11 protein-coding genes and 1 pseudogene are annotated in these 13,071 nt (G+C 35.0%); 8 read left to right on the top strand and 4 right to left on the bottom strand.

Annotated features, from left to right (window positions below):
* Nucleotides 1-72: 72 nt before the first annotated feature.
* On the bottom strand, nucleotides 73-1,197 hold the full coding sequence (locus tag IQ237_RS23165) for an AI-2E family transporter (RefSeq protein WP_194059388.1): 1,125 nt from the start codon (nucleotides 1,195-1,197) through the stop codon (nucleotides 73-75).
* 918 nt (nucleotides 1,198-2,115) lie between these two features.
* Here IQ237_RS23165 and ftsH point away from each other — a divergent pair.
* The 3 genes from ftsH to IQ237_RS23150 all read left to right on the top strand — a co-directional run bounded on the left by ftsH (nucleotide 2,116) and on the right by IQ237_RS23150 (nucleotide 7,160).
* The gene (gene ftsH / locus IQ237_RS23160) at nucleotides 2,116-4,059 is read left to right on the top strand and encodes an ATP-dependent zinc metalloprotease FtsH (RefSeq protein ID WP_194059386.1); all 1,944 of its coding nucleotides are present in this window, start codon (nucleotides 2,116-2,118) and stop codon (nucleotides 4,057-4,059) included.
* A gap of 399 nt (nucleotides 4,060-4,458) precedes the next feature.
* Nucleotides 4,459-5,535, top strand: coding sequence for a magnesium-protoporphyrin IX monomethyl ester (oxidative) cyclase (acsF, locus tag IQ237_RS23155; protein ID WP_194059384.1), 1,077 nt, complete (start codon nucleotides 4,459-4,461; stop codon nucleotides 5,533-5,535).
* Nucleotides 5,536-5,681: 146 nt separating this feature from the next.
* Nucleotides 5,682-7,160, top strand: coding sequence for a collagen-like protein (locus IQ237_RS23150; protein ID WP_194059382.1), 1,479 nt, complete (start codon nucleotides 5,682-5,684; stop codon nucleotides 7,158-7,160).
* 26 nt (nucleotides 7,161-7,186) lie between these two features.
* Here IQ237_RS23150 and IQ237_RS23145 read toward each other — a convergent pair whose 3' ends face one another.
* The gene (locus tag IQ237_RS23145; protein ID WP_194059380.1) at nucleotides 7,187-7,768 is read right to left on the bottom strand and encodes an ABC transporter permease; all 582 of its coding nucleotides are present in this window, start codon (nucleotides 7,766-7,768) and stop codon (nucleotides 7,187-7,189) included.
* A gap of 355 nt (nucleotides 7,769-8,123) precedes the next feature.
* Nucleotides 8,124-8,699, bottom strand: coding sequence for a TIGR04376 family protein (locus IQ237_RS23140; RefSeq protein WP_194059378.1), 576 nt, complete (start codon nucleotides 8,697-8,699; stop codon nucleotides 8,124-8,126).
* A gap of 299 nt (nucleotides 8,700-8,998) precedes the next feature.
* On the opposite strand from IQ237_RS23140, the gene IQ237_RS23135 reads away from it, so the two are divergent.
* Nucleotides 8,999-9,193: a type II toxin-antitoxin system HicB family antitoxin gene (locus tag IQ237_RS23135; protein ID WP_096567665.1), complete on the top strand. Its 195-nt coding sequence runs from the start codon at nucleotides 8,999-9,001 to the stop codon at nucleotides 9,191-9,193.
* Nucleotides 9,194-9,258: 65 nt separating this feature from the next.
* On the opposite strand, the gene IQ237_RS23130 is transcribed toward IQ237_RS23135, so the two are convergent.
* Entirely contained in the window at nucleotides 9,259-10,086 is an 828-nt protein-coding gene (locus tag IQ237_RS23130; RefSeq protein ID WP_194059376.1) for a D-alanyl-D-alanine carboxypeptidase family protein, read from the bottom strand.
* Nucleotides 10,087-10,298: 212 nt separating this feature from the next.
* Between IQ237_RS23130 and IQ237_RS23125 the strand changes: the two are divergent.
* From IQ237_RS23125 to IQ237_RS23110, 4 genes and pseudogenes are all read left to right on the top strand, one after another.
* Nucleotides 10,299-11,513 (top strand): annotated as a pseudogene (locus IQ237_RS23125) (DNA cytosine methyltransferase).
* 1 nt (nucleotide 11,514) lies between these two features.
* Nucleotides 11,515-11,739 (top strand): hypothetical protein, encoded by a 225-nt coding sequence (locus IQ237_RS23120; protein WP_194059374.1) that lies wholly within the window; start codon nucleotides 11,515-11,517, stop codon nucleotides 11,737-11,739.
* Between the two features lie 46 nt (nucleotides 11,740-11,785).
* Entirely contained in the window at nucleotides 11,786-12,238 is a 453-nt protein-coding gene (locus IQ237_RS23115; protein ID WP_194059372.1) for a type II toxin-antitoxin system VapC family toxin, read from the top strand.
* A gap of 210 nt (nucleotides 12,239-12,448) precedes the next feature.
* Nucleotides 12,449-13,033 (top strand): hypothetical protein, encoded by a 585-nt coding sequence (locus tag IQ237_RS23110; RefSeq protein ID WP_194059370.1) that lies wholly within the window; start codon nucleotides 12,449-12,451, stop codon nucleotides 13,031-13,033.
* The last annotated feature ends 38 nt before the right edge of the window (nucleotides 13,034-13,071 follow it).

The raw sequence follows: 13,071 nt of genomic DNA, 5'->3' as shown, positions 1-13,071 counted from the left end.
TAGTTGTATATTAACCTATAAGTGAAATGAAAATTGTCAGAACTTGGGGATCTATTTGCTGGGATGTTGTAATTAATCTTCATCATCTGCTGTAAGTTCCATTTCCTTAGTTTCATTAATATCAGAAGATTCAGAAACCATCACTAATTGATTTTCTACATGATGATCATGATGATTATGTTTCCACTCATCCAAGACATCTTTAACTAAGACTTCTTGTACCCAAATTTTAGCAACAACGGTTAAAGGTAATGCCAAAAATAATCCTAAAAATCCAAAGAATGTAACGAAAAATAATTGAGAAATTAAAGTTACTGCTGGCAACAAAGATACCTGATGCGCCATAACTATCGGTGTGATAAAATTACTCTCAACTTGTTGAATAACAAAGTAGAGAATCAAGACGAAAACAGGTTTCCAAGGATTATCTAAAAGAGCGATCGCCATTGCTGGAACTACGCTCATAGTTGGTCCCAAGTTGGGAATTAAATTCATAAAACCTGCTAAAACTCCCAAGGCTAAAGCAGCTTTAACACCCAATAGTGATAAGCCGATCAAGCTCATCAATCCTACTACACAAACAGCAAGAAAAGCCCCTGATACCCATCTTTCTAAAGAAAGCTCACATTGATCTAAAATTCCCTCTACCCGTCGGCGATAAAATGAAGGAAATAGCCGCACAAATACTTTCCGATAAGCACTAGGATTAGCTAAAAACATCCCAGTTAAAACTAGGACTAATAAAATATTGAGGACTATTACTAAAGAACCAGAAACAAAAGCAAAAGAATTTCCTAATACCCGATTAATTAAAGGTTGTGCTTCGGCAACTAAACTGTTTATATCAGGAATAAAAACTTCCAATTGTTCAGGAATGTAAGTTCTCTGTTCATCAATCCAAGTATTAATACGTTCAAAACCTTGGGGAACTCGATAGGTTAATTCTTGAAATTGTTGGGCGAAAGGTGGCACAATTAACCAGAAAAAACCTATTACACCCGCTAAAAAAATCATCACTGACAAAAAAACCGCAAACCCACTTTTTATGCCTAAATTTTGGAAAGTTCGTGCTAACCGATTTAAGGTAGTTGCTAACACAACAGCAGCAAATATCAGTAATAGCACTTCCCGCAATTGCCACAATATATATAAAGATAGAATTAAGGCGATTAAACCTATCCATTGACCCAGTTTCACAGATTAACTCCCAAAGCTTGGTGAGATGAAATTTTAGCAATAACAGAACTTACGCAAAACATAAGGTCAGTAGGGGCAATTCATGAATGACCTCTACGCAAGAATCAGGTTTTGAGTTCAATCTTGTGTAAGTCCTAAATAATTCAGAAGTCAGTAGGGGTTTAACACTGCTAAAGCCGTACAGGAGTCAGAATATTTGATTCATCGGTAGATGATCAAATATTATGTTTGTAAATTTGCTTTAAAAAGCTGAATGCTAATTACTGACTGCTGCTTTAACTTTGTTTTTGTGCTGGTATTCGCCAAAGTAAGAGAGTTATCATAATTACAGTAGGCAAGAAAACTGAAAATAGCGCGTTTAAAGATGTAGCTGGAATTAACAACATTGGTCCTGCATACTTAATCAAAAACGAGATGACAGTTGACAAAAGAAGTAGTTTCAGCAAAAAGAATAGTTGATTTTTCATAGAAGTGCGGGAATACACATTTTTTTGGTAGGGTATACACGAATTTAGACTGGAAGATTGATTCTCTACATTCTCTACAATAGAAATCAGATACAAAACTTTACTTGTGCATCTTCCTACCGTAGTAGCTCTGAATGTAGTTGGTAGATTAATACCTATAGCTTTAGCATTATACCAATTTTCTCTGGGAAATGCTCTAGCAATTCTGCTAGTTACGGCTATTTTTAGATTGGTAAGTTAGTTTGCAGCAAGAGTAGGATCAAAATTGATAATTGACAATTGATAATTGATAATTGTTTCATTCAAGGTTTAAAACCTACCCTTTCAAGGGTAAAAAACCAAAGATTCCGCTTTTTCAAGACTCTAAATTTAAAGGAGAGGTAATTGACAATTGATAATTGACAATTATTGAGCCATTAGCAATGAGCAAATTTTATAGAGGTAAATTATCATGCCTGTAGAAACAAATAATAATAATCAGAACAAAATGAAAACGCCAAAAATTCGTCAGTTTGGTGGGAGCTTCTTAATTTTACTAACTTTGTTATTGCTGCTGAATTTGATAGTTCCCAGTATTTTTGGACCACGATTACCCCAAGTTCCTTATAGTGATTTTATTGCTCAGGTAAAAGCGGGTAAGGTAGAAAAAGCGGTTGTGGGGAGCGATCGCATTGAATACGCAATCAAAACCGAAAATCCTGAAGGTAAAACCGTGGAGCAGGTATTTAGAACCACACCTGTAGCAATTGATTTAGATTTACCCAAAATTCTGCGGGAAAATAATGTAGAATTTGCCGCACCACCACCAAATGAAAACGCCTGGATTGGTACTATATTAAGTTGGGTTGCTCCCCCCTTAATTTTCTTTGGAATTTGGGCATTTTTAATGAGTCGTCAAGGTGGAGGACCAGCAGCATTAACAGTTGGTAAAAGCAAAGCGCGGATTTATTCTGAAGGTAGCACTGGGGTAAAATTCCCAGATGTTGCAGGTGTGGATGAAGCAAAAGCAGAATTAGAAGAAATAGTTGATTTCTTGAAAAACGCTGCTAAATACACAAATTTAGGAGCAAAAATTCCCAAAGGTGTCTTATTAGTTGGACCTCCAGGAACTGGTAAAACATTATTAGCAAAAGCTATTGCTGGTGAAGCGGGTGTTCCTTTCTTTAGTATTTCCGGTTCTGAATTTATTGAATTATTTGTAGGGGTTGGTGCTGCAAGAGTTAGAGATTTATTTGAACAAGCAAAACAACAAGCACCTTGTATTGTTTTCATTGATGAATTAGACGCTTTGGGTAAATCTCGTGGTGGTGCTGGTGGTTTCGTTGGTGGTAATGATGAAAGAGAACAAACATTAAACCAATTATTAACAGAAATGGATGGTTTTGATGCTAACACTGGTGTTATTATCATCGCTGCTACTAACCGTCCTGAAGTTCTCGATCCTGCTTTACGTCGTCCTGGTCGTTTTGACCGTCAAGTTGTGGTAGATAGACCTGATAAAATTGGTAGAGAAGCTATCCTTAAAGTCCATGCCAGAAATGTCAAATTAGCAGAAGATGTTGATTTAGGAATTATTGCTACTCGTACACCTGGTTTTGCTGGTGCTGATTTAGCAAATTTAGTTAATGAAGCTGCATTATTAGCAGCAAGAAATAACCGTCAAGCAGTATTAATGGCTGACTTTAATGAAGCTATCGAAAGACTAATTGCCGGTTTAGAAAAACGTTCTCGTATCTTAAATGAAATTGAGAAAAAAACCGTTGCTTATCATGAAGTCGGTCATGCTATAGTTGGTGCATTAATGCCAGGAGCAGGTAAAGTAGAAAAAATCTCTGTTGTTCCTCGTGGTGTAGGTGCTTTGGGTTATACAATTCAAATGCCAGAAGAAGACAGATTTTTAATGGTAGAAGATGAAATAAGAGGACGTATTGCTACTTTATTAGGTGGACGTTCTTCGGAAGAAATTGTATTTGGTAAAGTTTCCACTGGTGCTGCTGACGATATTCAAAAAGCCACAGATTTAGCGGAAAGAGCGATTACAATTTATGGGATGAGTAATAAACTCGGACCTGTTGCATTTGAAAAAGTCCAACAACAATTTATTGAAGGTTATGGTAATCCTCGACGTTCAATTAGTCCGCAAATGACGCAAGAAATTGACCGCGAAGTGAAAGAAATTGTTGATAATGCTCACCACATTGCTTTGAGTATTCTGCAAAATAACCGCGATTTATTAGAGGAAATTTCTCAGGAATTATTAGAGAAGGAAATTCTCGAAGGTGGTTATTTACGAGAAAAGCTTTCTCAAGCTAAAGCACCTGATGAAATGGATGAATGGTTGAGAAATGGTCAGTTAGATGCTGATAAACCTTTGTTGCAAACGCTCTTGGTTTAGTGTGCGATAAATGTAGGGATTTACGGTAGGGGTTTAGCAACGCTAAACCCCTACATTTTTGATTTTTAACGGAGTCTTTTTAGTGCCAGAACCAAGACGTATATTAGACTTGACAATTTCTCCTTTTCCTTAACTTTTCACCAATGCCTTCGTATTATTTACTGCTTTATTTAAGCTGATTAATACTCATAATAACTTAACAAGTAAAGTCCAGACTGGCATCAGTGATCCCAACTAACTACCAATTTTCAACCCACATTCCGCAATAACTAAAGATTTGTTGCAACTCTTAATGATTTATTTCCCTTTTCACGCCTAGACCTTGGTACACTGTATTTCATACAAATGTCATTATTGTCCTTGGTTCAAAATTAAGAAAGACACTCACTGCAAGCAAACATGGTAGATTCCCTAAAAAAACCAGGCTTTGAAGAAATGCGTCCTGGGGTGAAAGTACCCTCTAAAGAAACCCTTTTAACACCCCGGTTTTACACAACCGATTTTGATGAAATGGCGCGGATGGATATCTCCGTCAACGAAGACGAGTTAAAAGCCATCCTTGAAGAATTCCGGGTTGACTATAACCGCCATCACTTTGTCCGGGATGCCGAATTTGAACAATCCTGGGATCATATTGATGGGGAAACTCGCCAGTTGTTCATTGAATTTCTGGAACGTTCCTGTACTGCGGAGTTTTCCGGCTTTTTACTTTACAAAGAACTCGGCCGCCGCTTAAAAGATAAAAGCCCTGTATTGGCTGAATGCTTTAACTTAATGTCACGGGATGAAGCACGCCACGCTGGGTTTTTAAACAAGGCCATGTCAGACTTTAATCTATCCTTAGATTTAGGGTTTTTGACCAAGAGCCGCAATTATACCTTCTTTAAGCCCAAATTCATCTTCTACGCTACCTACCTTTCTGAAAAGATTGGTTATTGGCGCTATATCACCATTTATCGTCATTTAGAACAACATCCTGAAGATAGAATTTACCCAATTTTCCGCTTCTTTGAAAATTGGTGTCAGGATGAAAACCGTCATGGTGACTTCTTTGATGCCATCATGAGAGCGCAACCCCAAATGCTCAATGACTGGAGAGCTAAACTTTGGAGTCGCTTTTTCCTGTTGTCAGTATTTGCTACTATGTATCTCAACGATATTCAGCGTAAAGATTTCTATGCTGCTATCGGTTTAGATGCACGGGAATATGACATTTATGTGATTAAGAAGACTAATGAAACTGCTGGAAGAGTCTTCCCCGTCATGTTAGATGTGGATAATCCCAAGTTTTACGAGCGTTTGGATGTTTGTGTCAAGAATAACGAAAAATTGAGCGCAATTTCCAACTCCAATACACCCAAATTCCTGCAATTCTTCCAAAAACTGCCAATTTACATTTCTCATGGTTGGCAGTTATTAAACTTGTACCTGATGAAACCCATTGATGCGGTTTCTGCTCATGGTCAAGCTAGATAACTTTACTTAAATGTGTAAAAACACCAGTGGTTCTGTTGTTAACAGAGCCACTTTTTTTAGCATTTTATATGTAATTTTAGGGAGAAAATTCGCAAAATTGAACGTCAGCAGTTGTATATTAACTAAGAAATTTAGATATAATTCCCATGCTTCAGAGTTTGACTAAAAAATTACCAATATTAGTATCTTTTTGCTTAGTAAATAGCTATAACTTTTTACCTGCGATCGCTGTAGATGTTTGTGCAGAAAACCTAACTAAAGGAGAATATAAAATTACTAATAAAATTAGCGATCAAATTAGCGATCGCTATCATGACTCAGATCGAGAACGAGATCGCAAATATTATACTCAGGATGGATATAGAGGAAGTAATGGCCGTGGGGGTAGAGATGGAAGGAGTGGACAAAACCAAACAATAACCATTTCCTCTGAAAGTACACCCATAAATCTTGACCTCTCAGGAACAAACGGCGAAGATGGGGAAGATGGAGAAAATGCTTCTCGTCCTAGATGCGGTAGAAATTACAGAGAAAACGTTAACAGAAATATTAACGCCCCTGATGGTGGTAATGGTGGTACTGGTGGTAAAGGTGGAGATGGGGGAAATGGTGGTTCTCTCATAGTTTATTACAGCAACGTGGCAGATTTAAAGAAAATTTTTGTCCGTGCAGATGGAGGAGAAAGTGGACGTGGTGGCCGTGGTGGTCAAGGTACAAAGGGTTGTAACTGTCGTCGTCGCAGTTGGGAAGTAAAAACTTGCAAAGGAACTCCCGGTGGTGCTGACCATAAATGTACTAATAAAGTTTATCGTTGTTACGACGGTAGGGATGGGAGAGATGGGAGTGATGCACGAGAAGGTAAACGCGGAAGTTTAGGAACTTTAACCATTATTAATAGCAAAGAACCATTAAGAGATGATACACCAACTCATAAAGTAGCAATTTCTGAATTAGCAACTCAACAATTTAACCTTTCCAAAAATAAATGGAATTTGCGTCAAGGTGCTACAGCTTTACTTGCTTTTGGTTCTGTTATTACTGATGAATATCGAGAATTTGATCGCCGTTTGGAAGGAACTTTTAAATTAATTTGGCAAGAAAAACAGCCGATAGCTAACTTTGCTAATCAAAACGTTATACTAACTTTAAATGATAATCAACAAATAGAAATTGAATTTTCTGAAGATATGTGGGTTGATGGTAATACCAAAATTCAGGGTCAATTAACTGAGTACACTGTTAACTATGCCATTCCTGAAAAAGAAGTTACAAATTTAGCAGTTTCCGAGTTTTCTGGTTCAGGTAAAAATCTAAATTTGAAAATAGTAGATTTAGCAGGAAGGTCTGATTTAATTAACACTCAATTTAAAATAAAATATCGGGCAAAAGATAGTTTTTCTGGTGCTTTTGATTTCCAAACTTTTTATGAAGGGGAAATTCCTGCTAACTTAGTTACTCGTGATTATAACCGATTTACTTTGGATTTAGGGAAGTTAAAAATACCTAATGATGCTCTTAGTTCTGGTACAAATGTGGAGATTGAATTAACTGCAACACGTTCTTTAGGTGAACGTTCTGCCCAACAAAAATTAAGGTGGCAAGGTTCAATTCGGAGAAATAGATAATGAGTAAATAAATCAGTTATAATCAGTTATTCACTCTTAGAAGATTTACTTTTTTCGCCAACAATTTGGTAAAGAACACTACCAGTTAAGTCTAGCAGTTGATCGAGAAAAACACCAATAACAGCGATGTAGAGTAAAGCATCAATAATGTATCTTGGGTTGTTGGCTTTATAACCATTCCAAACTAAAAAGCCCAACCCTTTTGAACCTGCAAGCATTTCTGTAGCAATGACTGTAAACCAAGCTATCCACATACCTAGTCTTAAAGCTTTAAATATGTAATAAATAGCTACGCGAGAGTTATTATCTTGTTGGCGAAATTTATGAATACCTGTGGCAGTTTCTACAATTATTGCCCAAAGAACACCAACAAAAACCACAAAAATAGCTGCGGTTTCATTTTCTTTAAATAAAATCAGCGCAATAGGTAAAAAAGCGATAGAAGGAATGCTATTTGGGATTTGGAATAACCGACTAAATAGCTGATAAACTATGCCATTAATACCAATAATAAAACCAACAAAGATACCTAAAATAACGGCGGGTATGTAACCTACAAATAACCGTTGTAAAGTGGCTACAATGTCTACTAAGATACTATTTTCCATTCCTCAGTTATGATTTGAAACGTCGTGAAGATGAATAATTAGTAATGCTCAATACCTGTGGAAAGGAAACAGAAAAATCTGATAAAAACATCTAACTAATTACAGTAGGAATCAGGATTAAAACCAGCTTTGTGTATAGGTTTCAATTTAAATTATGTACCTAATTGATCTGCAATCTGCTGTTAAATCTAATTTAAATCTAATTTAAATATAGTGAAAATCTTTCAAAAAATCAAGTTGTAATTTCTAAATTAAATATTTTTTCAAGAATTAAATTTTATGCTGTAAATTATCAAGAGTTAATAACATATTAAGGATGAAATTATAACATTTAAATTCCATCCTTTCTGCTAAATCATTTACCCATGTTGCGTTTCATTTGTTCCAACTCATCTTGCGTTTCCCAACGACGAAACTTTTCTTCTAAATCATCAAACTGGCTAGAATAACTACTAGCTGGAGTTTGCCAAGTATTAGTTTCTAAACGTTGCTGAGTTTGGGCTTGTGCGCGTGCTTTTTGCGCTTCTGCTGCTTTTGCTTGGACTTCTTGACGACGCTGTTGAATTTTGCGTAGCAGTTCTTGGGACTGGGTAATGCGTTCTTTTAAACCTTGCATTTGTCCCCATTTCTGATTTCCTTCCCGCAAAAGTGCGTCTTCTCTTGCTTGCGCTGGTATGGCTAAATCTTCTCTACCTGCGGACTTGGCTTTTTGGACACGGATATGCCAGCGTTGTATTTCCTGTGCTGTTTCTAGTATTTCATCTTGCGATCGCTTTTCCTGTAATTGTAAATCTGCAATCAATTTTAGTGTATCCTCTTCTTGCTCCCGTAGCTGTTCTGACAGCATTTCTAACTCCAGGTGGGGGTTGTTTCGCAAGAATTCTTCTAAACGTGCTTCTAAAAACCGACTTAAATCATCAAATAAACCCACTGTGAGAACTCCAAATTAAAGTGGTGTGATTATTTTATTGTAATAATTATTATCTACAATGGCATTTACCAAAGCTATCAGTAATCAGTAATCAGCTATTCTCTAGAGAGAGATTGAGCAATTTACAACCTATTATTGATGGGTTCAGGGTCTTGCTGATGGCTGAATGCTGACGATTAGTTTTACACTTTTATCCTATTTTAATCACAGTTTTCGCTAGTACAGTATCAAGGGATTCCTTTTAAACTTAATAAAGATTATAGAATTAGGAGTATAGCAGTTACCAGAAAATGTAGGATATGCGCTATCAAGTTAAGTTGAACAAAATAGATCAAGTCTATGCTATTTGGTGTCCTGCATTACCCGGATGCTGGACTGTAGGTGATACAGAACAGGAAGCATTAGAAAAAATAAAATATGTGATTAAAGACTACTTACAAGGATTTGATGAAATTGCTAAAAATGCCGATTTTTATTATATAGATGTACCGTGAAAATCTCATTTGTATTTTGATGTTTGAGTTATGTTTGAGTTATGTTTGACTTATGTTTTAATTACTTAAATTGGTGTCAACCAATAAGTAATACCGCTTATTATTTTTTCCTGTAAACCAAATTTTGGTAAACTCTCTTCATCCCAACCCAGATAAGTCCAGTGAGGTACATCTTTTGCAACAGTTTGAAACCAACCATTTTGGTTTAATGCTTCTCTTTGTTCTTGGTTAGATACTCTTAAATCAAGTGCTAAACCCCAGAGATGTTGTGAAGTTCCTGGAGGTGCAACTACACTGAGAATATTAGTTTCTTTTCCCTGTTTTACCTGTTCTAAAGTTTGATCATTTGTATATTTCTGCCAAAATCGTAAATTGGTAGCAAAACTTCGTGTACAATCACCAGAATAACCAGATTTTAAAGGTATATCTATGATATTTCTGGCTTGATTAAACGCATCTGCGGCGGCTTTTTGTAAGTAACATTCTTGTGTACCTTCAACTAGGGTTAATTGTAAATTATCCTGAAAATTTAGGGTTTCTTCTTCGTTGTTTAAAATTACTTTTGATGGTAATTTAATTTCTGGATTTTGATTAATAAATATTGCACCATAGGCACGAAGTAAGATATATTCATAGGTGTTAGGTTGGGGAGGATTTTGTATTTGATGTGTAATTGTATCTAAAAAACGTTGTTGATCATCTAATTCTGGATCGGGAATAAATGGTGTATTTGTAGATGCTGTTTTATTGATGTTATTTCTCATTACAGTATGTTGAATTGGCTGATAGTAGTTAATACTACTGCTGCCAACTATGGTAAAAAATAGGAAGATAATGATAGAAATAAATGTGAATTTTCTGATGCGGCGTTTTAGTTTAGATTGACGTTTCATGGAAAAAATTAATTATGGTAATAACTGCGATTTAATCATATAACAAAATTCTAGAAATGTCTGGAAGGTGGGGAGATGTGTATTTTCTGATTCTATATTATTTAATATAACAGATATTAAAGATATATACCGGATTTTACTTAAAAAATGTCAAATATAATATATAATAAAGTGTAGAAAAAACCTACTCATAAATCATTTGCTCCGTATAAATGAAAACACAAGAATTGACAGCCATAGAATTATTTGCTGGTATTGGTGGTTTTCGACTGGGTTTAGAAAATGCCAATATTCAAACTATCTGGGCAAATGACATAAATGAATTAAGTTGTAAAGCTTACAAAAGCAACTTTGCTAAAGACTCAATTGTTTTAGGCGATATTAAAGATATTTCTTTATCAGATATACCTAACCATAATCTTTTAACTGCTGGTTTCCCTTGTCAACCCTTTAGCCCTGCTGGTAAAAAATTGGGAATCAGAGATAGTGTGAGAGGGACATTATTTGAACGTATTGTAGAAATTATAGATGCCAAAAAACCACAATATTTCTTTTTAGAAAATGTCAAAAGACTTTTAACAATGGAAAATGGCTCTCATTTCCGAGTTATATTAAATGCGCTATCAGAGTTAGATTATTTGATTGAGTGGAGAATTATTAGTCCTATCAGTTTTGGTATTCCGCAAAATTGAGAAAGAATTTTTATTTTTGGAACTAAGCTAGATTTACCAGATATAAATTCTCATGTCTTAGAAAATAAATCTGTTTTTTTAACTCAAGAAGACTTAATTGATTTAGAGGATATAGAATCATTAATAGAACAATATATGTTGCCTATAACTGCAAACAAAGGTAAGAATGGTAATTGGGATATTGCCTATAAAAATAAGATGTTTACTAAAAATATATCTATGTTAACAGATATCAAACCCAGAAAAAACCTGAAAGATATTCTGCAAGATGAAGCAATAGTAGATCATACTTTTGACTTTACAAAGGATACCTTAGAACGGATTAAAAAAAGTAAGTTTGTTAATCGTTATTGTCAGGGTGTGGAAATATTATATAATCAGGAAGGTGGTTCAAGATTAGGTTATACAATATTTGGAATTAATGGTATTGCATCAACATTAACTGCTTCCACATCAAGACACTATGAACGTTATAAAGTAGGTGATAAATTTCGACGTTTAACTAATGTTGAATATGCCAGATTAATAGGTTTTCCTGATGATTGGTGTAGAGAGGCAAGAATTTATGATCAGTATGCTTTATTTGGTAATGCTATTGTTCCTGTTTGTGTAGAATGGGTATGTAAGAGAATTGGTAGAGAAAATGTGGAATTTGCAAAATCTATACAGCATAAGGTTTTCAGCCACATATTGCTTAATTCACAGAAAATGTTTATTAAATTTAGGAGAAACTGAAATGAAATTTAAAGAAGAACTATTTGCAGAAATTGATACTATGACAGAAGAACAAATAGCAGAATTGCTAGTAATGGTAAAAAATATGAAAACTAAAAAAGTAAAACCTCCTCAACGTCTAGGTTCAGGTAAATCAATTTTACGCCATACTGGTAAATGGCAAGGTGATGATCTTAAAGATTGTTTACAAGCAGTCTATGATTCTCGTGGAGTAGCAGAATTTTAATACAATCAATAATTCAATTAATTAAATAATCTCAACATCTTATTTTATGTATTTACTGGATACAAACCATTGTAGTGCTTTGATTTTTGGGGATTCTCTGATTATAGATCATGCAAAAAGTGTTGGAGAATCTAATTTAGCTATTTCCGTAGTAACTGAAGGAGAATTATTATATATGGCAGAAAATTCTCAGAAAGTAGCAGATAATTTGCGGATTATAGAAGGTTTTATAACAGATATTTCTATTTACGATATAAATGATAGCGTTAGTCATATTTATGCAAAGCTGAAAGCAAAAATTATGGATAAATTTGCACCAAAAGAAAGAAATAAGCGCAGAAAAACAAAAATTACTGATTTAGGTATTGGCGAAAATGATTTATGGATTGCTGCTACTGCTATAGAAAATAATTTAATTGTAGTTTCTCGTGACAGTGATTTTCAAAAAATTAAACAAGCATGGGATTTTGATTTAGAAAATTGGCATATACATGAGTAAACAGTCAATTATTATCTATCCAATTTTAAAAAGGGAATCAATCAAATAGAAACCTACTATACCAACCAACATCCTGTAAATCCTTGAATCCTGGAAATCCTGATTTAGACGGTTAATTGCTTGAATATATAAAAAATTTAACAAAACACTTACACAAGGGGTTAAAAATGTCATAATACTGTAAGTATAGCAGTATAAAGGAAATAAAAGATGGCTAACTGTCCTAACTGTGGTTCTAAACACATTCAAATTAAAAAAGAAACCGATGTAAACTGGGGACGTGCTATAGCTGGGTATGCTTTGTTTGGAGTTGTCGGTGCTGCGGTTGGTGCTGTTACAGGTGAAGATAGAAATGCTAACGCTTGTTTAGACTGTGGCACATCCTGGAAAGCTCAAGATTTATATAAACTTCTGGGGTTAATCCAAGATTGTACAGGTGTAAAACTCAATTTAGCTAAACAAAGCCATCGTTCATTTATGAATAATTTTGTATCTGAAATAGGTAGCTATTTAGAAGAAATACCAGAGATAGAAAAAAGGGCTGATCAACTTATTATTAATGCAGAAGCAGAAGTCAAAAGAAGAGGAAATACGGTTGTTGATGATAACTGGTGGATAGGCTGTTTGTTTTTCATCGTCATGATAATAGTAGTTTTGCAGATTGCCTTTCAGATTGCTATTGCTACTTCTTCTTTACTCAATGCACTAGACATCTCCGAAAACTATCTAACCTTCACCACAACTGCTTTTGAGGAAATGAAGGTAAAGTGCAAAGATACTCAGATTATACGCTAGAATCAGTGCTGAAGATGCCTGCTATTGGGAATTAGCCA

The organism is Sphaerospermopsis sp. LEGE 08334 (genome assembly GCF_015207205.1).
In the GTDB taxonomy this organism is placed as follows: domain Bacteria; phylum Cyanobacteriota; class Cyanobacteriia; order Cyanobacteriales; family Nostocaceae; genus Sphaerospermopsis.
The sequence above is the reverse complement of the archived record's forward strand: the minus strand, read 5'-3'. Positions and strand labels throughout refer to the sequence as shown.

Excerpts from the sequence above, each read along its gene's own strand:
- ftsH (WP_194059386.1), top strand. The coding sequence starts at position 2,116 with ATGCCTGTAGAAACAAATAATAATAATCAGAACAAAATGAAAACGCCA.
- IQ237_RS23150 (WP_194059382.1), top strand. The coding sequence starts at position 5,682 with ATGCTTCAGAGTTTGACTAAAAAATTACCAATATTAGTATCTTTTTGC.
- acsF (WP_194059384.1), top strand. The coding sequence starts at position 4,459 with ATGGTAGATTCCCTAAAAAAACCAGGCTTTGAAGAAATGCGTCCTGGG.
- IQ237_RS23110 (WP_194059370.1), top strand. The coding sequence starts at position 12,449 with ATGGCTAACTGTCCTAACTGTGGTTCTAAACACATTCAAATTAAAAAA.
- IQ237_RS23135 (WP_096567665.1), top strand. The coding sequence starts at position 8,999 with ATGCGCTATCAAGTTAAGTTGAACAAAATAGATCAAGTCTATGCTATT.
- IQ237_RS23130 (WP_194059376.1), bottom strand. The coding sequence starts at position 10,086 with ATGAAACGTCAATCTAAACTAAAACGCCGCATCAGAAAATTCACATTT.
- IQ237_RS23145 (WP_194059380.1), bottom strand. The coding sequence starts at position 7,768 with ATGGAAAATAGTATCTTAGTAGACATTGTAGCCACTTTACAACGGTTA.
- IQ237_RS23120 (WP_194059374.1), top strand. The coding sequence starts at position 11,515 with ATGAAATTTAAAGAAGAACTATTTGCAGAAATTGATACTATGACAGAA.
- IQ237_RS23115 (WP_194059372.1), top strand. The coding sequence starts at position 11,786 with ATGTATTTACTGGATACAAACCATTGTAGTGCTTTGATTTTTGGGGAT.